Origin of the sequence: Pararhizobium sp. A13 (genome assembly GCF_040126305.1) — a bacterium.
GTDB lineage: Bacteria > Pseudomonadota > Alphaproteobacteria > Rhizobiales > Rhizobiaceae > Pararhizobium.
The window spans coordinates 194,042-214,492 of the sequence record NZ_CP149512.1; the positions used below are offsets into that span (position 1 = coordinate 194,042).

General features: G+C 60.3%; 15 protein-coding genes. 3 read left to right on the forward strand and 12 right to left on the reverse strand.

Annotated elements, in window-relative coordinates; all coding sequences use genetic code 11:
- Window positions 1-15: 15 nt before the first annotated feature.
- Entirely contained in the window at window positions 16-252 is a 237-nt protein-coding gene (locus WI754_RS29530; protein ID WP_349438086.1) for a hypothetical protein, read from the forward strand.
- A gap of 1,374 nt (window positions 253-1,626) precedes the next feature.
- Here the strand turns inward: WI754_RS29530 and WI754_RS29535 are convergent.
- From WI754_RS29535 to WI754_RS29580, 10 genes are all read right to left on the reverse strand, one after another.
- Window positions 1,627-2,556 carry a heme-binding protein gene (locus WI754_RS29535; protein WP_341486574.1) on the reverse strand — a complete coding sequence of 310 codons (930 nt, stop codon included), beginning with the start codon at window positions 2,554-2,556 and terminating at the stop codon, window positions 1,627-1,629.
- Window positions 2,557-2,697: 141 nt separating this feature from the next.
- Window positions 2,698-3,717, reverse strand: coding sequence for a sugar phosphate isomerase/epimerase family protein (locus WI754_RS29540; RefSeq protein ID WP_341486575.1), 1,020 nt, complete (start codon window positions 3,715-3,717; stop codon window positions 2,698-2,700).
- 2 nt (window positions 3,718-3,719) lie between these two features.
- Window positions 3,720-4,658: a myo-inosose-2 dehydratase gene (gene iolE / locus WI754_RS29545; RefSeq protein WP_341486576.1), complete on the reverse strand. Its 939-nt coding sequence runs from the start codon at window positions 4,656-4,658 to the stop codon at window positions 3,720-3,722.
- A gap of 22 nt (window positions 4,659-4,680) precedes the next feature.
- A complete protein-coding gene (locus tag WI754_RS29550; protein ID WP_349438087.1) occupies window positions 4,681-5,202 on the reverse strand; it encodes a hypothetical protein in 522 nt (173 codons plus the stop codon).
- On the reverse strand, window positions 5,199-6,305 hold the full coding sequence (locus WI754_RS29555; RefSeq protein WP_341486578.1) for a ferritin-like protein: 1,107 nt from the start codon (window positions 6,303-6,305) through the stop codon (window positions 5,199-5,201). Before WI754_RS29555 ends, WI754_RS29550 begins: the two co-directional genes overlap by 4 nt.
- Before the next feature lie 43 nt (window positions 6,306-6,348).
- Window positions 6,349-8,202, reverse strand: a complete 1,854-nt coding sequence (locus WI754_RS29560) for a GMC family oxidoreductase (RefSeq protein WP_341486579.1) — start codon at window positions 8,200-8,202, stop codon at window positions 6,349-6,351.
- Between the two features lie 201 nt (window positions 8,203-8,403).
- Window positions 8,404-10,194 carry a GMC family oxidoreductase gene (locus tag WI754_RS29565; RefSeq protein WP_341486580.1) on the reverse strand — a complete coding sequence of 597 codons (1,791 nt, stop codon included), beginning with the start codon at window positions 10,192-10,194 and terminating at the stop codon, window positions 8,404-8,406.
- Window positions 10,172-10,642 carry a hypothetical protein gene (locus WI754_RS29570; protein ID WP_341486581.1) on the reverse strand — a complete coding sequence of 157 codons (471 nt, stop codon included), beginning with the start codon at window positions 10,640-10,642 and terminating at the stop codon, window positions 10,172-10,174. Before WI754_RS29570 ends, WI754_RS29565 begins: the two co-directional genes overlap by 23 nt.
- Window positions 10,639-12,078 carry a glycoside hydrolase family 15 protein gene (locus WI754_RS29575; protein WP_341486582.1) on the reverse strand — a complete coding sequence of 480 codons (1,440 nt, stop codon included), beginning with the start codon at window positions 12,076-12,078 and terminating at the stop codon, window positions 10,639-10,641. The genes WI754_RS29570 and WI754_RS29575 overlap by 4 nt, the downstream gene beginning before the upstream one ends.
- Window positions 12,079-12,131: 53 nt before the next feature.
- Window positions 12,132-12,569 (reverse strand): lipocalin-like domain-containing protein, encoded by a 438-nt coding sequence (locus WI754_RS29580; protein WP_341486583.1) that lies wholly within the window; start codon window positions 12,567-12,569, stop codon window positions 12,132-12,134.
- A gap of 742 nt (window positions 12,570-13,311) precedes the next feature.
- Between WI754_RS29580 and WI754_RS29585 the strand changes: the two genes are divergently transcribed.
- Window positions 13,312-14,916, forward strand: coding sequence for a calcium-binding protein (locus tag WI754_RS29585; protein WP_341486584.1), 1,605 nt, complete (start codon window positions 13,312-13,314; stop codon window positions 14,914-14,916).
- Between the two features lie 176 nt (window positions 14,917-15,092).
- Here WI754_RS29585 and WI754_RS29590 read toward each other — a convergent pair whose 3' ends face one another.
- Window positions 15,093-17,282 carry an Ig-like domain-containing protein gene (locus WI754_RS29590; RefSeq protein WP_341486585.1) on the reverse strand — a complete coding sequence of 730 codons (2,190 nt, stop codon included), beginning with the start codon at window positions 17,280-17,282 and terminating at the stop codon, window positions 15,093-15,095.
- A gap of 328 nt (window positions 17,283-17,610) precedes the next feature.
- On the opposite strand from WI754_RS29590, the gene WI754_RS29595 reads away from it, so the two are divergent.
- The gene (locus WI754_RS29595) at window positions 17,611-18,285 is read left to right on the forward strand and encodes a hypothetical protein (RefSeq protein WP_341486586.1); all 675 of its coding nucleotides are present in this window, start codon (window positions 17,611-17,613) and stop codon (window positions 18,283-18,285) included.
- A 222-nt stretch (window positions 18,286-18,507) separates the two neighbouring features.
- Here WI754_RS29595 and WI754_RS29600 read toward each other — a convergent pair whose 3' ends face one another.
- Window positions 18,508-20,394: a diguanylate cyclase gene (locus WI754_RS29600; protein ID WP_341486597.1), complete on the reverse strand. Its 1,887-nt coding sequence runs from the start codon at window positions 20,392-20,394 to the stop codon at window positions 18,508-18,510.
- Window positions 20,395-20,451: the final 57 nt, after the last annotated feature.

Sequence of the window (20,451 nt, forward strand, 5' to 3'; positions counted from 1 at the left end):
TCCGCCGGATACTTGATGTCGGCTGAATCTTCGCAATGGGCAGACGCGGGCTTCGTATCGGTCGAGGGGGAAAACTCATTGTCGATGGAGCAAAGTGCGATTCCGGCCAAATCGTTGCTCAACACATCGAGAGAAGTAACGGTCAGGGGGGCGGAAATGAGGATAGCCGTATCTTCGGCAAAACTGCAGGCTGTATTAGGAAACGATGTCGTAGTTCCGTTAACATATTTGCTTTGGCAAGAAGCCATTTAATCCCCCCCTTTTTACTCTTACGCCAGCATAAAAACAGATCCCCATCCATTTGAGTGCCGTATTGGAAGACTACCACCTCTCCATCTAAGACTTGCGGTACAATCAACACACTGGTCTGACGGCTTTTTCTGGCCGCGCTGCGTGCCCTTTAACCCCTATGCGTCGCCCATCCCCTGATTGCCGGTTTAGGCGATGCTTATATTAGAGTATTCTTAACGCCGATGAAGAGTAAGCGTCAACATCCCCAAAGGAGGAACAGTTAACGGCCGAAAGGATCAGCAGGGGGGCGGCTGCCGCGCCGGAAAGTGGCAGGACGGTAGCCGAAGGTTGTGACTTCAGCCTCCCTCATCATCTGGCGGCCGCGACTGATCGCCTGAAAACAATGGACACCCACTCCCTTTCGCCAGGAACGGAACTCCCCTCCAACTGGGCTTTCGCATCGGCCAGGGATTGTGGGATCAGCGCTCCGAGCCTGCCGCGTTCTAGCCAGGTTTCGCCTTCAGGCAGACCTACGTCATCATCGGCTACAACAACGCGACAGCTATTATCGACTATGATCCCACCTACTATTGCGACACCATCGCGCACTGGCAGAACTACATCGGAAAGAGCGCTGTCCTCGCTGATGGAATAGAGCGTTTTGGCTGTAGCGGAAGAACGAGGGGGGGATTCCAATTCGGTCAATGACCAAATCCTGGCTCGGAGGCGATCCGATGTCCGCTGAAGGCGATGGCAAATGAAGACATTAAGTGGCAGGTATCGGTTACGGCAAACCTCCGGACCCGCTTCTAGAAAGGAATGGGGACCGCGGGGAGCGGCCGCCAATCTGAAGCTTTCGGAGCAAAATGCTCAGGCCGCTGAAAGGCGCCTCTCAACTGCCCTCCGAAGTCTGACGCGCGGCTGAGCTATGTACCATTTGACCGGTCGTTCTCTGAGAATCTGGCGGATCGCTTCCTGCCGGCTGAGCGGATAGGGGTACACCGCGCTCGCGAATGCATCGAGTCAGGCTAAAATGTCATCATGCAACCGAACGCCCGTATCTTTGCTTCAGCAAGCGCCGACCTCGACTGACAGTGACTGTGGCTCGTGCACAATAACCTTTGCAGAAGTTCCATTTCGCAGCTGAATCAGCCATAGTTCCATAATTCAGCTTATCCAATTTGGATGTTATAACATTACATTCTGGACAATGATCTCAGCTGACATGACATTGCCGACCGTCCAACGGCATCATGGTTCCAAGGATCTGCGCCTCAAACACCTTCCCTATTTGCACTGCGCGAAATGCAGCGGAATCCCACGTCGCACTTGCCGAGTGCCGGCCCGGCACTGCGGCTTCTGGAGATATCGGCCGCAATGCCGTGGAAGGTCGGCCTAAAACGCCTTGATCAACGTTCCGACCGTCACATGCGGGAAGCTCTTGCCCCCGAAATTCAAGAGGCCGGTTTGCGAGTATTGCAGCTGCAGGAACTCGTTGCCCAGGGCATCCACGACCGTTTCGATGGCAAAGACCGAATCGAGGTCGAGCGTGTTTGCATTGGTGGTAATGAACGGGATATTCGCGATGCCGCCGGCCGTGGACGTTATCAGTCGCGTAATCCGCTTGAGGGTCAGACCCTCTTCCATGACCTGCTGGTTCAAGGTATCCCGTAGCATCTGGTTCGGATCGTCGATCATCGCCTGGGTAATCACCGCGGGAACAGGGCTCGTGCGGAATTCACTCGCAATGCTGAGGTCGTATTCCGGATAAGGGTTCTTGCTGCCCGGCGCCGGCGGCTGGCCGTCTATGTCGAACGGGACGGTGTTGGCTGGAGGAATATCCGGCACCTTGTCGAACACGGCATGCTGCACGAAGCCAACGGTACAGAAGGCGTTGCCATGCGGAATCGTGCCGAGCCGCGCGATACTTGCGTTAGCCTTGGGGGCGGTGGTTGCCGGAATGTTCAGCCACATGCCGGGTTCGATGTGCAGGGCGCCGCCGTAGATGCCGTCGGTGACGCGATGCAGATAGGTGACGCCATAAATGGCGATGTCCTCCTGCACACTACCGCGATTGAAGACCGGCGATCCGATGGTGGTGAACTCGATGGTTTCATGCAACAGGTTGAGCTGCAGAAAAACGCCGTTCTTGCTGCGGCCGGAATAGTCGGGGCGAGCGATCAGGCTGAAGCCGGAACCCTCCCAGAAACCCGGGAGATCCCTCAGGGCGCCAAGACGGTCGGCGGTGGCCACTTGCGACGGCACGGCACGCCGCAGGGTGTTTGGGGCCTTGGTGGTGAGCGGGAAAGATTGCATATCGTTCATCGTCTCCAATCCTTTCTGTGGCGATCGCCGGCAGGGTTGCCGGAAGCGCATGCCGTCAAAACGGGTTCAACGATGCGCTCATCTCCTTGTTTTCATGCGTGTCGTCGTCCCAAAACCGCGGCGCACTTTGCGCGACGTGCCTTAGGGGTGTACTGGATGCCGCTCAAGCTGGGCGAATTCCTGCCGCAGGGTTTCCAAACCGTCGCGAGCAACGTCGTAGGCGCTGCGTTGGTCGGGCACGGGCCGATCCTCCCCGGGAATCCAGAACTTGCTGCGGGTCAGGCGCAGGCCGTTGAGAAAGGGTGGCACTGCATTGAACACCTCGATCAGGAACGGGCCGTCATAGACCGGCAGGATCGGCCCAAGGAAGGTTTTCCAAGGGATCCAGCTGCCTTTTACCGCGCCACGATCGGGCGCGGAGATGTGAATGTAGTGTAGACGATCCTGACCGACCGTGGCGCGCAGACTGTCCGCGAAGATCTCAGGACCATTGCTTCCAAGCACCACATGGGCGCTGTCGATGGTAAGGCCGGCCTGGGGACTTCGAATGCCCTGCAAGAAGCCGAGCACATCCGACACCATGTTCGGTGCCGGTGTTTCCCAATGATCCACCGGCTCGATCGCCAGCTTGACGGCCTTCTTCTCCGCATAGTCGGCCAGCTCCTCAATGATGGGGCGTGCGAGTTCGTAGCGGGGTCGGAGCCAGTCCTGCAGCGCATCGCTCCACAGCGGCGTGCCCGAATCCAGGGATGGAAAGACCCCATAGGGAAAGAGGATCGGCCCTGCCATGATCGTTTTGCCACCCAGGATGGAGGTGATGTCGACGCGGGACTTCAGATAGGCCAAGGCGCCTTCCCGTTGCTCCCTGTAAAGCGAGGTGGGGTCGAAAGTCCGTGTGGTGCCGACATTGGTGGTGAACCCCAGGGCCTCGAAACCGGCAGCATCCAGAGCCCTTTTGAAGCGGACATAGCTGTCGATTTCTGCCTTGTGGTCCGCGGTCTGTTGGGCGGCGATCGGCAGGTCGAAGCCGTCATAGCCCATTTCGCTCAAGGCTCTGATGTGGTCGACCAGGACCCGGGTGTAGGCTTCATCCTTCGGCCTGAGGTCTGCGGTGAACATGAACAGGCTGAGATAGATGTCTCTTTTCGCGCGCGGGTCCATCGCTACCACCCCAACGTCTCGCGCAAGTAGGCGCGGGCCATCTTGGCATATTGGAGCGGGTTGGCCTTGGCCGGATCCTGTTCGGCCTCGATCACCAGCCAGCCCGCGAAACCGGCTTCGGCGAGCGCTGCAAGGATTTGCGGGAAGGTCCTGATCGAGCCGTCACCGGGAACCGTGAAGATGCCGGCTTCGATGGCCGCTTCGAAGGAAAGACCATCGGCATGAATCCGGGCGACCACATCGGCGCGGATGTCCTTCAGGTGGATGTGCTTGACCCGGGAAGCATATTTTTTGGCGACGGTCAGCGGATCCGCGCCAGCGGCGGCAAGATGGCCCGTATCCAACAGCAGATGGACCAGATCGGCATCGGTCCTCTCCATCAGTCGATCGATGGCCTCGGCGGTCATCACGCCGGTTCCAAGATGCGGATGATAGCAGAGACGCCGTCCCTCGGCCCTGGCGATCCTGCCGATCTCGTGCAGGCCGTCCACCAACTGGTCCCACTGCGCGTCGGTCAGCTTCGGGCAGTTTGGAAAGAGCGCGATCGGCAGCGGGTTTACGGCATCACCAAACTCGGCCACCACGAGGTCGGCCTTCCTGGGATCGTCGCCGCTGCCTTCCATCTCCTTCAGAAAGGCGAGTTGCTGGCGTACTTTCCGGATCGTCTGCTCCTTCATCGCCCGGATCGTGAAATAAGTGCTGACCCATGGCTCCGAAATGCGCAATCCACGCAGATCGAGTGCCGCCTTCAGGGTTTTCGGATCGGTCGGATATTTGTGGCCAACGCTGCAACCGACATAGCCGGCGAGCGCCATCTCGCTGATGCACTGTTCGAACGGAATGCCGATGTCGATGTTGATGAAATCATCGTTCCACCAGAGCGTCGGCGTGATTCCAAGCCACACCTTTTCCGGGGAAAGCCGAGAGGTCTGAGTGCTCATCTTGCTGCTCCTATGTCTGGGGTTAAGACTGGGCTTCAATGGCTTGCGCGTTCGCGGGATCGCCCGCAAACGCCGGAATCCGCGGCGGCGATGCCCACGAGCCGTAGCCCGGGGCTCTTGCACCCGCAGGGTGGGCACCGATTGCCTTCCACATCAGGCCTTCGACGTAAGACGCGGAAGACACGACGAAAGTGACGTCCTTCGGCGCTGGACCGAAGGCTTCGGTCCAGGCCGTCGGCAGCTCGTACCAGGTGCCGACGTACCAGAGCTTGACGATGTTGCGCGCGATCGGGCCTAGTTTCTCGCTTCCGAAGATCTCCCGACGGAGACGTGCCTTGCGCTCGGATGGCGGTTCACCTTCCGTCTCCCGCAGTATTTTTTCATAGGCGCCAAGGAGCTCGTCCAGGAACGCAGTGCCGACGACGGCACCGACCGTCGCAAGATAGGCCTCGGCCTGCCCCGTGCCCCACAGGTCGAAGGTCGTGAACGCGGTAACCTCGGTGGAGAAGGCGATGAAGTGGTCCATGCGGTCTTCCGGCCTCATACCCTTGCCTCCTCTTTCACGGCAGACGGCGCTGTCGCTGCGTCGCCAGCGATCTCAAACGTCGCCATGGCATGAAGGCCATTGGTGCCGGGCAAAGGATTGCGGATCAGTTCCCCGATCATGTTTCTGAACTCGAACATCCTCGGCACTGCTTCCATAAGCAGCTGCGGCTGGCCGTTGTAGGCCTGCGTGAGCTTCTTCAGGAACGCCGCATAGGCCCGGTTGAACGACAATGCCGCGTCATGGAGTTCTGAGCCGGCTGGAATCTCCACCAGCTTCAGATCGCATTTGATCGGGTAGGCCGCCTGCCAATCGACGGTAAAGGTCGGGCCGGTCGGATTGCCGGGACTGTCGTCGGGCTGGTAGTAGCGCCCTTTGGAAAGTTCGTCGAAGCGGTAATAGTGCGCGAGCTCTCTCTCATGGTCGTAGATACCGCCGCCTAAGCCTTCGCCCTGCTCCATCACCAGCCGGATTGCCGCGCGCGCGCTCTCAATATCCAGGACCGGAAAGAGTTCGCCGCCGCCGGAGTAATAATATTCCGAGGTAACCTGACGCGCCGGATCGCCGGTGAAGATCGTCTTGCCCGCGTCATTGGCTTCTTTTTCAAGAAAATCGAACCCTTCCTCTATGGCGGCGTAGAAGTCCCCGATGCTGTAATAGTGAATGTCGCTGGCGCCCGGATATGTTCCAAGCACCGTCACACCGGCCCGGTAGGAGCGCCTGACCAGTTTCTGCGGCCCGGGGGCGAGGCGAGGACGCTCTATCTTCTTGAAGATCTCGAGCGTTTCCTTGCTGAACGACGCCAGATGCACCTCGAAATCCGTCTCGCCGTCCGGAAGATAGGCTGGGTAGGACGGCACGAAGCCGGCAACGGTGAGGTCCGGTGTCCCGCGGATGGCGTTCAGCAGGTTTGCCGCCACAGTCAGATGCAGCATTTCCTCCACAGCGACCACCCGGATGACCTGGACAGCGTCCAGATTGGTGCCGGGCTTGATCGAATAAAGCGCAGTCAGATACGGCGGGATCGTTGCGTGTTCCAACTGCATCGCAATGTGGAGATGTGCTTTCAGGTCATCAATCGTCTTGATCGTGTTGGACGTCATGGGTTTCTCCGATCGTTGTGTGCGCGAAGCGACAAGCGCCCCATCATTGCAACTGCTTCAGCATGGCGCGCGTGCTCCGGTAGCAGAGCGCAGCGAGCGTCAGGGTGACATTGGCCGTGCCGATCGAGGGCATGCTGCCGCCGCCGACCAGATAAAGATTGTCGTGGTCCCAGGAGCGCTGGTCGGTGTCGACAGCGGAACGAGACTTGTCCCGCCCCATGACATGTGTGCCGGCCAGGTGGTTGCCGCCGCGGATGGCGTAGCCCTCGCCTTCATAGTTGACATAGCCGTAGTCGCTCGTGTCGTAGCGGGTGTGATCGACCGCACCCAGCCGCGCAAACATGGTCTGTGCAAACTCGCGGGCATAGGCTGCGCCGCGCAGCGTGTATTCAGGCACCGTGAACGAGACCACCGGCCGCATGTTGCCGAGCCGGTCGGTGTATTGCGGATCGACCGTCACGCGGTTGCTCTCGACCGGCATCACCTCGATCATGAAGGCGAGCAGCAACTGGCGCGAAATTCGGTCGATCAGGCCCCGCCGCAGGTCGCCTCCGAACTGGTTGTGCTGGTCGACCAGTTCGGTGACGTCGGAATAGGGCGAGCCGACCGCCCAGCCCCAGCCGTCATTGTGGATGTCGACGCTGAATGCCGCCTGATGCCGCCTGAAGGCCCCGCCGCGCAAATCCACGATGCCGCCGGTACAGCTTGTGCCGCGCATGGTGCCGCAGACCTCCGGCATTAACGCCCAACTCAGCAGGTAGGCATGGTCCATCAGGTTGCGGCCAACCAGCCCGCTGGTGCTTCGCAGGCCCGAGGCCAGCATCAGCCGAGGCGTCTCGATGGCACCCGCCGCCAACACGAAGATCTTGCCCCTGACGGTGATCGTTTCGTAGTCGGCCGAGGCCGCGTCCCGGTAGACCTTGACCTCGAGCGAGGTGACGCGACCGCTGCCGGAATCAATCACGACCCGCGAGGCAACCGCCTGGGCGAGAAGCTCCACCCTGCCGCTCTGGAACGCCTTTGCGAGGGTTTTGCCGGAATGGTAGCGCGCCTGCACCGGACAGATCGGAACGCAGTTGGTGTTGCCCTGGCAGCGTCCGCCCTCCTCGACCTCATGGGTGTTCACGGCGCCGACCGGCACATAGCCCCTGCCCCCGTCATAGGCGGGATTGGGGATGCCGTTGCGTCCCTGCGGATAGGGCCGGACCTTGATTGGATAGGTGTGCCCGTAGAGCTCGACATCGGTTCCGTCGATGCCTTTGGCCACCATCTGGTCCAGGTAGGACAACGGCAGGCCCCGCATGGGAAACACGTAATCCTTGGGAAAGGTCACATCGAGATAGCTTTGATCCGCGACATCGGCCGATACGCCGATCTCGCGCTCCGCGACCTGGTAGTCAGCCTCGATGTCATCGTAGTCCAGGGGCCAGTCGACGCCCTGACCGAACAGCGATTGCGCCTTGAAATCTTCCTGCAGCATTCGGGGGGTCTTGGCTTCCCAGTGCATCGTAGTGCCGCCGAATACACGCGTATAGGTTGTGTCTGTCACGTAGGGGCCCGATTGCACCATATAGGTCGAGGCATCGGTCTCGCCCGGCTGAAGCTTGCGCAGTTCCGGACTGCGGGGCATCGGCGCATTGAGATTGACCGGATAGGGCGATTGGTTGTCCTTGCTCGCCGCAGCATAGAAGTTGGTGACGTATTCATCGTAGCCGCTAAGCGTCCGGTCGGTTCCGGAACCCGCTTCAAGAACGAGGACGCGCTTGCCCGCCTTGCTGAGCTCATGGGCGACGATCGCACCCGATATGCCCGAGCCGACAACGATCGCATCATAGTCGCTATCTGCCGCAACGGCCCCTATGTCCGTCCTTCGTGCGGAATCAATTGGAAACAGCACAGCGCACCTCCATCACACCGGGTGAAAAATGAGGGCCGGTCCCTCGGTCTCTTTTTTGGCTGGTTGGCAATCGGCACGATGGATGCATACTGCTTGCTCCCACTTTATGGCGCGGTCGAACGACCGCCCTGTCTGCAATGACATCAATCGAAGGCGAGCGGCGCGTCGGGCGGCGTTCCGCCACGATCGGGCCGTATGCTGTCAGTGTGCGAAGGTCGCGATCAACCGATCCGCCGTCCGCAATGCCAACGCCGACAGGGTCAGCGTCGGATTGGATGTGCCCAGAGTGGGAAAGCTGCCGGAGCCGACCATGAACAGATTCCTGTGCTCCCACGCGCGCTGGTCCGCATCGACGACAGATACTCCCGGATCCACACCCATGGCATGCGTGCCGGCGAAATGCCCCATTCCGTGGTAATGGAAGACACGGTCCTGATAGTTGACCGTTGGAAACCAGCTCCCTTTGTCCGGGTCGGTGCAATCCGTTATGCCGGCCCGGTGAAAGACGGCTTGAGCGACGGTTGCCGCCGCCGCCATTCCGGCAAGTGTGTAGTCATCGATCCTGTAATCGATCACGGGGCGCGGGTTGCCCAGGGGATCGCGATAGCGCGGGTCGATGCTGACACTGTTGGCAGGATCCGGAAGCTGTTCGACCGCCAGAGAAAAGCGGACATGGCGTGACAAGGTCGCCTCGAGCTGCTCGCGCAGTGCCGAGCCATGGAGGCCGCCCGTCATCACGGCTTGAGACACGGCCGTGTCAGGCGCGCCCGTGCTCGCCCGCCAGCCGTCATTGCCGACGTCAAAGCGGAATGCCGCATGTCTTGAGCGAAAAGCACCGCCCCTCAGTTCCTCGATGCCGGCCGTCGACTGAGGACCCCGATAGGCGCCGATTGGAAAGGGCGCCAGCCCCCAGGCGTAGAGCGTCGGATGGTCCATGAGGGTCTTGCCGACCTGGCCGCGCGGCCCACCGAGCCCCGAGGCCAGCATGAGCTTGGCGTTTTCCACGGCGTGCGCCGCCAGAACATAAATGCGGGCCTTTGCGACATGCGTCGTGGAATTGGGCGAGTTCGGATCGTCGTAGCGTTGATATTCAACCCCCTTCACCTCACCGCTTGCCGGATCAACATGGATTTTCGAGGCGACAGCTTGAGCAAGAACGGTCAGCCGGTTCGGGTCCGCCTGGGCCAAGGTCTTGCCAGCATTGTACTTTGCCTGCACCGGACAGATCGGCGTGCAGGACGTATTGCCCTCGCAGCGCTCTCCGAGATAGCCGGAACCCAACGCGCCGGCGGTCTGGATATCGACGGCACCGTGGGGTCGATAGGACTTGCGCGGGACCGAATTTCGGGCGGCCGGATAGCTGCGGATCTTGAGCCGGAAAGGCTCGTCCTTGAGCCGGACCTCCATGCCGTCGACGGCTGCGGCGAGCACCCGATCCGAGAAGCTGAGTGGCACACGCCGCATTGGGTAATCATACCCCTCAGAGAAGGTCAGCCCGAGATAGTGTTGTTCGGTGACGTCCGCGGAAACGCCGATCTCGTGCTCCGCCTGCTCGTAGTAGGGGGCGAGCGTTGCATAATCGAGCGGCCAGTCCCGGCCGACGCCATGTAGCGATCTCATACGGAAATCCTCCGGCAGCATGCGCAGCGACACGCCAAGCCAGTGCAGGGTTGACCCGCCCCGCAGCCGCGTATAGCTGCTGCCATAGAGATTGGGGCCGCGCTGAACGAAATAGCCGTTGTTCAACCGCAAGTCGGCGGTGTCAGGCTGCGGGGCGGCGACCGCCGGCGGCCATGGAGATTCCGGCCCTTTGCTGTTGGCGGCGTAGAAATGCTCCAGATGCTCCGTGTAACCCTTGAAGCTACGCGTCGTGTCGGATCCAGCCTCAAGCAGCAGCACGCGCATGTTGGCTTTCGTCAGGCGTTTTGCAATCAGGGCACCGGCAACGCCGGCACCGACGATCACCGCATCAAAGGACGTCTCGCTCGCCATGCCCCCTCCCCCCCGGCCCCAGGGCCCATGCGCCGAAACCTTGCTGTTTGGCGCCCGCCGGATGGGCGCCCGCCGCCACCCATTGCAAGCCGGCCTGATAGGCCGCGCCCGAGACCACGTGGGTCGTGTCAAGTGGTGACTCTCCATACGCCGCCCGCCACGCCGCAGGCAGTTGAGACCAGGTGCCGCAATACCAAAGAATGATCAGGTTACGAGCGATCGGTCCAAACCGCACATCCTCAAGGATCGCGGCTTCCAGGCGGTCGCCTTCGTGGTCGACCGGCAATCGCTCAAGGGTATCGAGCAGATCGTCTACGGTAGGGATGGTGACGATCCGGTCCAGCAGGCTCAGATAGTCCTCGGCCATACCGCTACCGTGCAGCCGCACGGCGTTGAAGCCGGTCAGCAGAGCCGACAGGGCAACGAAGCGTGCCAAGCGCTCGGTCATTGCTTGGCCCCCGACTTTCGCACAGGCTTGCCGGCTTCTTTGCCAGGCAGCGGGTTCTGACTGGTTCTGGCACGCACGGCTGACAGAAACGACGCGTAGCTCCATGTCAGATTGCGCACACTCTTTTCGTAGCCGGACGTACCGTCAAACTGCTCGCTGAGTTCGTAATGATCGCTGTGATAGATCACCGCACGCAGCATGGCGTCGCCAGCGCTTCGCAAGGCCGCGGCCGCATCGCCAGCGGATGTGGCGCTCGTCACGCCGACCTGCGCGAAAAAGTCTTGAGACAGGCTATCGAACGGAACGGTTCGCGCCTGATCGATATCGTTGGCGAGCCGATAGTAAAGTTCCGCGAAGTTGCACGTGCACAATGCCCAGGGATGCCCGCCGCGCACCGGATGGGTAACGTCGCCGTCATAGACGTCGCCAGGGTAGCGGCCCATCAAGGGGCCGATCCCGCGTGTCTGGTCTGCTGCATTGATCGGATAGAACACCGGCGAGCCTGGCTCGGCCCACTGCCCGCGCAGGCGGGCTGCGGTTGCGAGCAACTTGGTGTCGGTTGCAGGTACCGCGCCGTAGATGCTGGCCGACACAATGTCGATGTTCGGATCGTAGCCAAACTCGGCGGGGACGACGGAGATGCCAGGCCCGGCGCCCGGTGCCAGCATCGTCACGTAACAGGAACCGTTCCAGTGGTCCTGAAGGGCGTTCTCGAGCCAGGCAATTGCCGCCGTTGTCTCAGGGGGCACGACAATGCCATAGACGTTGGCGTCGACTTCCCGGAAACAGCGCAGCTGGACCGAGCGCGCGAAGAAGGAAAGGCCTTCATGTTCCTCCCACAGATTGGTGGTGGGCTGCTGGTAGACGCCAACGAGATAGGTCACGTTTGTTTCGATGACCTGCTTGGCAATGGCCTGGGTTGCCGCGTCCAACTGCGGAAAAGCCCGCAGGAGAGCGATGGTCTGAATGGCCGGCCCATCATTCTGCTCGGTCCAGGGGCGCGATTGCCCGGCGACGGTAAAGCATGCATGCCCGAGGGTGGGATGGGCATTTGTTTGACAGAGCTGTGCGAAGGTGACGTAGTCAGTCAGCATCGGGACGCCGCCGCCAGACGCTGCGGGCAGGCGGGCGGCCGCGATCTCAATGGCAGTGATCGCCGCGTCGCGAACCCAGTTGAAGACATAGTCCTGGTCCACGCCCGGCGTATTGGCGGGGAAGGACGGGGCGGCGATGACGCATCCCGGAGCGGAATACTGTCCAGGATCGACCGGATCCTCGATGACATAGCCGTCGCTGGTGACGTTGCGCAGTATCAGCAGCAGCAGGTAGTTGGCGAGCGCCGGCAGGTCGGTTTGCTGGTAGGCCGGCTTCGGATGTTGCCGGCCCAGGGCAAGCGGAAGCGCCGCCCGAACGTGGGTGGTGTCGGTCTTGTTCATCTTTCGCTCCAAATGCGTGAATGAGGCGCAACCGCGCCGGATAATTGGAAATGTCAGGCGCCAGCCGGACCCTTGTCTCGGATCCAGGAAATTTCGTTCACGACGGTAACGCCGCCGGTTTCGGTGGGTGGCGTACGCAGCACCAGCTCGTCACCATTGAGCTCGTATGGGCGCACCTGCTCGGTGCGCGACCAGTTGGGAAATGAACTGCCTTCGATGCTGTGTATGATCTCGCCGTCAGTAACCTTGTAGCTGCCGAAATAGGCGAGAAAGGTAGAGTAGGCAGCCGCGCGCTCTTCGGCGCTTCCACCGAGCGGATCGCTGGTTTCAACGGGCGAACGATCCGCGGCCGTCATCTGCACGATCATGCGGCCGTTCGACGTGTAGACAAGTAAACCGGATGCTTTTTCACCAAGCGGGTAGACGACGCCCCCCTCGCTCGTTTTCCTTCGCCACGCCAACAAGCGCCACGACCCTTGAACATGATTCATGGTTCGCCCCTGTACTCGCTCAGGAAGTAAAGATTAAATTTGTCTCTACTCTAGGTAACAAAACGGCGGACGTCAATCCTGAGGGAACAGAAAGGTAAAAACTACTTTACATTGTATTCCGGTGGTGGATGACCGGCAAAACCGCATGATCGGCAGGAGCGATATGCCGTCCGAGAAGTCCCCTGCCCGGCTGATCGATGAGCCGGCGCGTCGGAAGCCTAATTGCCCGGCCTAAAAGGATGTTCCCGCACCGGAATCGGCCCGCAGGAGAGGGGCAGGCATCGCCTATGGAGGGCCGTTTCCCGTAGATTGCGGCCCCACAAGGGTCGCGAAGTCGATCGATCTCGATCGTTCACAGTCCTGAACCGCTCTGCCCGGCGCGCCAAAGTGGCACGTCGCGGCCGAGTTGCGCTGGCAGCTCAATCGCTGGGAAACGTCGCAGCGCCGGAGCGTTTGCGCAATCTGTCTCATTTCGGTGTCACGAGGCAAATGAGCTGACGTCCGACAGCCCATACAGCATTCCTGTAGGTTTGCACCGAGGGGTAAGTCTTTCGGCTGAGTGCGTTCGAAACGTTCCGCATGAATTGGGAGGCGTGGACAAGCAACGAAGCCTTGAACAAAATGGGTTCGCGGTAAACATCGTCGGTGGTTTCGCCAGGTGCAGGCAGCGGAGTGCACCGCGGTGACTTCTAGGCTCTTTTGAGTTCTTGCAGCATTGCGAGGAGGAATAGAGGAGGAGGAGATGACGATTTTCGGCGAAACGAAAAGTCACGCTGCGCTATGGGCAACGAGCACCAACCAGCGCATTATCGAGTGGCTTTCCTTCATTGATCCAATTGGCGAAACGATTTTTGGCACTGAGAACAGCGACACTCTCAGCGTACAGGCCGACGGCGCCATCGTCTTCGGGCTTGATGGTGATGATGATCTGAGCAGCGCGTTCAATCGAACGGCACTGATCGGTGGCAGAGGCCATGATACTCTGACCACCGAAGCCATCGTCCCATTACAAGGCAGCGAGCCGGTTCATGGGCTGGCAATCCAGGGCGGCGGCGCGGGCAACGATACACTGGATGCGACAGTGACGCTTCAGGGCGGAGACGTGACGGTTCAGGACAGACAATTGCGCGCAGAGGTTTTGCTTGACGGCGGCAGCGGCAACGACGTCATCAACGCCGTGGCGAATGTGGTGCTGCCGGTATTTGGCGATGTGACCGTAAAAACTCACATTCTCGGTGGCGCCGGCAACGACATCATTGATGCCGTCGCGGACGCTCGAGGTACGCTGAACCGCAACTTTGCCGTGAATTGCGTCGATGGCGGTTCCGGAGATGACAACCTCACAGCTCAAGCTGAAACAGACTTCAATGGATTCAGCGGTACAGCCATCAACATTCTCAAGGGTGGGTGCGGTAACGATGTCTTGGATGCCTCGGCCAGAGGGGTGTCCAATGCCACCGAGCTGGTGTCGAATTCCCTTCAGGGCGGCCGAGGCAATGACGTGCTGCACGCTTTCAATCAGACAGATTCCAACTCGCGGGCACCCGTCGGAATCAACAGGCTTTGGGGCAATGAGGGTGATGACGTCCTGGCGGCAACCCATTCCACCGATGGCGAGAACACTATCACGGATGTCACCAACCGCCTGGATGGCGGCAAAGGCGACGACAGGCTCACAGCGGATTCCACTGCGCTTGGCGGTCTTGTGTCGGCCCTAAACCAGTTGAAGGGAGGCGCCGGAAACGACATCCTGTCGGCGAACCTTGAGGCCGACGCGCATGGCGGGCCGAGTCTGCCCGACCTTAATTTGTACGACGTTGCGAATGCCCTGAACGGAGGAGCCGGCCGCGATCATCTCGAGGCCTTTCTCTCGGTAACAGCCGCGGCCTTTGTGACAGATGATTCCCGGGCGGAGAACCGGCTGAACGGCGGCTGCGGCAATGACACGCTTTCGGCGACAGTTGCGACCGGCTCGGTTGGAGCGAGCTTTCTGAAGGGCGACTCGGGGAATGATCAGCTCACCGTATTCGGCGGTTCGGGAAATGTCCTCAATGGGGGAAATGGAAAGGATACGCTGACTGGCGGCATCGGGGACGACCACCTGATTGGGGGAAACGGTGCCGACAGGTTCGTGTTCGCTCCTCAGAACGGGCACGACACGCTCGATTTCGAGGTAGATCGGGACACAATCGACCTGACCGCCTTTGCCGCAAATGGCATCCACGGTTTCGCCGACTTGAACATCGAGGTGACCGGCGGCAGCAGCATCGTTCATTTTGATCTCAATAACGATCTCACGGTCGTCGGTGTGGCGAACTTGAGCGCAAGCGATTTCCTGTTCGCGTGACTGCGCATCACCAATGCACGATCACTACCGGGTCGGCCGCCGGCCCGGTGAGCGAGGCCCGCGATCGCATGCCCGTTGTTCTCGACATCGTATAGCACGATGCATGGCTCGATCCGGCGACCAACCGACCAACCGGTCGCCGGTCTTGAAACATCGTGAAAGGCAGCCGACGATAATCAGCGGGCGTGACTTGCATGGGTGATTTCGCGCCGGCCATAGGTCACGCGATATCCGCCGGTCTCGACAGGAAACATGGCGTAGGCGATCCCTTTGATGGTCTCGATCGCGTAGTCCACGGGCAACCCGTCGCGGCTGATTGCGAATACCTCTTTGCCATCAGTTCGCGCCGGGACCATTCCGCTAAGCATTGTTCCGGTTCGTCTGTCGGCGAATGCCTCGAAAGTGAGGGCGGTGCCGCTCCATGCGATCTGCGCGAAATGCGAGTTGTTGCGACCGTCGGTCCAATCCAGCAATTGCTGCACCGAGACTAGTGGCACGCCGCGGGCTTTCGCCGCGGTGGACAACTGCCTGTCGAAACCGTCGCTGAAGTCGTAGTGCGTCCCGAACGCGCCATAATAACCCTGAGGCCCCAGCGCCCGGTCGAGTTGGGTTTCGATGGCTGACGGAAAGCGCATTCCGCTCTCGTTCACCAGATGCGACGCCACCTGGTAGACGTCGATCATGCTCCCATCGACATCGGCAAACCGCATCGGCAGACCGGAGCCGGTCATGAAACCGGGACGGCCTTTTATCCAGAAGGGCGGCCAATAGTAGTAGCTAAGGTCCATGCGGACCCCATAACGCGCCTCCACTTTCGGTGTCGACGCCCAGTCGCTCCACGCGACACAATGCGTACGGCTTCCCGCCTGCGGAGGCAAGTCAGAATACTTGATGCGGAATTCGTAAAGGTCGCGACTGAACATCCTCGCGAAGTCCATCGGCAGTAGATTGTTGCAACCCCTGTTGACATGAACGCCGATGTCAAAACCCTCTGCGGCGTAAGCGCTGGCCTCCCTGGGCGACAAACCGCCATTCGTGTAAATCCACGCGGTGGCGCGGTAACATTCCCACTCGGCGATCGAGCACCCCTCGGGCTCGGCGGCCTTGAGCCGATCGAATGAATCCTCGGTCCCGCTTCGGGTCCCGTGATCGTCGCCCGCCATCACCAGGACTGCCTTATACCGCTTGGGAAAGTACCACAGTCTCGGCAGCGGTGCCTTACCTTCGAGCATGAAATTCATCAGGCTGACGAGCAGTCGCTGCTGCTCGTCAGCCACTGGGATCGCGATCCGATCGAAATCGTTCCAGTCGGATTGCTTGTCGCCTTTCCTGGCGCCGAAGAACAGATCGTTGGTCCGGATGACGGAATTGCCGTCACGCTCGTCGCCGGCCCAAGCAGGATTGCCCTGACGCGTGTAGATGACAGACCGGGCGAGATCGTAGGTGAACGCCGCCGCCTGGCCTCCTGCTTTGCCAACGGTGCGCACCGTGGTGGCCGGGTTCGGCGTGGCGTTCGAAGAGTTGCTGTAGAGCCGGGCGATTTCGGTCGTGCCTTCTGCCAACGCGTATAGATCGGCCGCGCCATGATACTGGATTGTCTCGCCGGCAATGCCGTGTCCAGGAGCGGTTGCCGTGTCGATCAGCAGATAACCTTCGTTCAGCGATGCGGCTTGGTCCTCCAACCCCAGCAGACCGGCCAGCTTCTTGTCTGGACGCATGGCGATCAGATCGCCGCCTGTGTCGACCCATCTCGAAAACATCTCCGCTTGCGCCTCGCTCAGCGGCATTTCCCCCAGCAGGGCCAAGTTGAACCGGTCGAGCAGTTCCGCGGTAACGTGCGAAAGGTCGACGCTTTCGAACGAACCTATGCCTTCGGCCCGCAGAATCTCGCTGTAATATTTGCTGAAGGGCAAAGTCCCTGAGGTAACGATCAGGACAGGCCCGCCAAAACCGTGCTCAAGATCGCGCCGCGTCGTGAACGACCAGCTGTGGCCGGTCGCCAGCGCGTTGCCGGCCCTGTCCCGAGCGCCTGGAGCAATGCTGACCGTATACGTCGTAGCGCTCGTCAGTGGCGTGGCCGGCGCAAGCACTACGGAGCGGGTCCACCTGTCGTACAAGACGCCGGCGTCGACCGGCACGCCCGCCGCTGAGAGCCGGAACGAGTTGGCGCCGATGGAGGCGGGATCGATGTCTTCGCTAAAAGTCACCATGATCACGGCCCCGAGATCTACATCCACTGCGTCCGGCGAGGGTGCAACCCAGGACACAGACGGAGATCTATGGTCCCGCAAGGCGAGCGCAGCTAAACCCGTCGCCGCCAGCATTGCCGCGGCAATCAGTATCAGGCGCTTGCTGTCTCTCGCCATTCTTACCGCTCCCTCTCCTTCCTCGTAATGAGAACGGGCATCATTGGTTCCGCAAGCAACAGCTAATTGAACAACTAGACCAAGTGGTGGCGGCGCGCGGATGATGTCCGCAAAGACAATGCGTCCGGTGCTATTGATCAATGTGCCGTTGCAACACGCCTCCAGTGCCGCTGCAGCGAACCGGTTCTCCGGATCAGCCGACGTTAACGCGACGGTCGGAGCCGAAAGCGGAACCCTGGGAGGGCGACTGGCGCTCGCGACGGGCTCGTGAGAAGGTTAGGCAAGGATGGCCCATGTTCTGCCAACTCAACCGCCGAGGAGGTTCCCCATGCCTGCAGTGTCGGACCTGAGCTACGATGCCTGGCTGGAGCACGCATTCAGCCCCCCGGTCCGGCTGCACGGCTACCCCTGGTTCTTCGATGAGGACCCTCCTTGGTGGGATCCCCAGCCGCCTGTCGCCATGGATTACTTCACGAGGCTTTTTTCGACGACCGAACGGTCGCTCGCCGGCTTTTCCGACGCGCAGATCGCACAGGGGTTCACCTATCTGTTGAGCACGAGCGCGTCCGGCGACAACGGGTGGTTCTACAGCACTTCCACGCCCACAGGGGCGCGCCTGCGCTGCGTCGAGACGATCGAGAAACTCTTCGCCGACCTGTTCGCCCCGCGCTGCGCCACTGTGTTGGGTCACATCGACGAACCCGGCGCGGGTCCCTTGAACAGCGTCTGCTACATGTGGTGGGACGAATTTCCGTGCGTGGCCCTCCCGAACGATCCGGATTGCGACCTGCTGCATAGGGCTGCGATCGATGTCATGCGTCGAACGCTAAGGCTCGACTCAATTGCCTGCCAGGAGGCAGCACTGCATGGCCTCGGCCATTGGGCGCGGTACCGGCCGAACGACGTTGCCGCGGCCGTCGATGAGTTCCTCGGCGACAGCCGCGACAGGCGAGGAGAGCTTGTCTCCTATGCCCAATCCGCGAGGTGCGGCTGTGTCCTCTGAGGCGTTGTGGCACCGCCCTTTTAGGCTGACTTTGACTCGTCTTAAGAGCAATTCTTGGTGTAGCTTGTCGGAGATCTTGGTGCGGCTGAGGCGACCAATCAATTTCGGAAAGCAGCATATTAGTCGGCATCGTCGCAGACGACGTGGAGCGTGGAATACAATTCGCCTTTGGTTCGCCTGTCCGCAGAACCAATTCGTGGCAGGCCATATCGGGCATTCGTATCAACCGGCCCCGGCGGCGGCAATCCCGTCCGCAAGCGACTGAAAAAGAATGCGATTGCGACCTTGCGTCTTGGCGTCGTAGAGCGCGGCATCCGCCGCCGACAGGAGACGGCTCGGATCCGCCAGCAACATACGCCCTGTTGCACTGGATATACCGACGCTCGCGGTCACCCTTCCGAATTCGCTCCGGGAGTGGACGATATTCTCCTCGTTGAGATGGAGCGCGAATTGCTCGGCGACGACGATCGCCCCCTCCGCCTTGGTTTCGGGGAGCAGAACAACGAACTCCTCGCCGCCGTAGCGAGCGGCGATATCCGCCGGACGCTTTACCGATTTGAGGAGACATCTGCTGATGATGCGCAAGCATTGGTCTCCGGCAGGATGCCCATAGGTGTCGTTATATGCTTTGAAGCGGTCGATATCGACCAAGAGCAGACTGAGCGGCGTGTTGTTCCTGGCGCATCTCGCCGCTTCTCGCACGAATGCCTCGTCGAAGGCCCGACGATTGACGATACCGGTCAACCCGTCCGTTTCCGACAAAGTTTTCAATTGCTCCGCTGATGCCCGAAGCGCGACTTCTGCCTGTTTCATCCCGGTAATATCCGATACGACGACAATCGCTGTGCCGTCTTCGCCGAGTCTGGTCCTGATGCTGCGCCAGTCTCCGTTGTAAAGCTGGACCTCTTCGTTCTTGTTGCGGTGAAGCGTGGCAGCCGTCTCCATCGCCCATTCCTTCCCCGCGTCTTGCGGGACACCTACCCGTTCGCGCGTTTCGACGACGCGGCGAACGATATCGCCGATGTGCGCGCCAACCACACGGGCATTGCCTGATAACGGGAAGGCATCGCGATACTGCTCATTGCAAAATACAAGAAAGCCCTTGCTGTCAAACAGGGCGAAGCCATCGGACATTCCGGCCATGGCATGCGACAGCAAGTTCCTTTTTTCCCGCAGCTCGCGTTCGAGAGCAGTCCGTTCCGTAATGTCTCGCGTTACCCCTGCCAGGCCGATGACACGCCCCTCGTTGTCTCGAAGCGGAACCTTGGAGGCCAGCATAAACCTGTCGCCGATATGTTCGAAAGAGTCGACAAGGGGCGTTCCCGTTCGCATGACCTCCTGTTCATGATGATACAACCCTTCCGCGAGTGGCGGCGTCATGAGATTGAAATCGGACAGTCCGACCATCTCGTCGGGAGAATTGAACCGAAAGAGGCGGACCATGTTGTCATTGACAGTAATGAACCGGCTGTCCTGGTCTTTCACGTAAAGATAATCGGGCGATTGCGAAAACGCCGTCTCCAGCATCCTCCGCTCACGATGCAGTTGGCGCGTTTTCAATATTATGAAACCGCAGATGATAGTTGCGGCGCAGTTCATAACGGCCATGGGCAGGCCGACCGCAGACAGCGTATCGGCCTTCGACAACGTGGGTAGCACCGCCATCAAAATAAAAAGTGCGCTACCCACCGCGACGGTTAGGAGCATGATGTCCAGGAACCGCGGCGTCCTCTTCCTGATGAAGAAATGCGCTGCCAGGCCAATGGCTGAAACAACCATAATTGCCAGGACGCCGTCGACCACGGCTGCTCCACCGATCACGATACGAGAAATGACGGCAAGCGGCGCGGCTATGCCAACGGCGAGCGGACCGCCAAACATGCCCGCGAGCACGAGAGGCGCGAAGCGCAGATCGATATAGACACCGGGGTTGAATTCAATTGCCAGCAAGACAGAGCCGATTGAAGTCCCTCCGGCTATGATCCCGAAGACGACCCTTTCACATCCAACAAACAGCCGCTGAAACCAGATTGACAGATGCGCCCAAATCGATATTGCCAAGCTTACAAACGCAAGATTGCCAACGAACTGCTCCCAGATGCTATTCATCACGCTGCGTCGGCCTTTTAAGCATGTTTTGAAAGGAACCGATCTTACGGCAAAGCT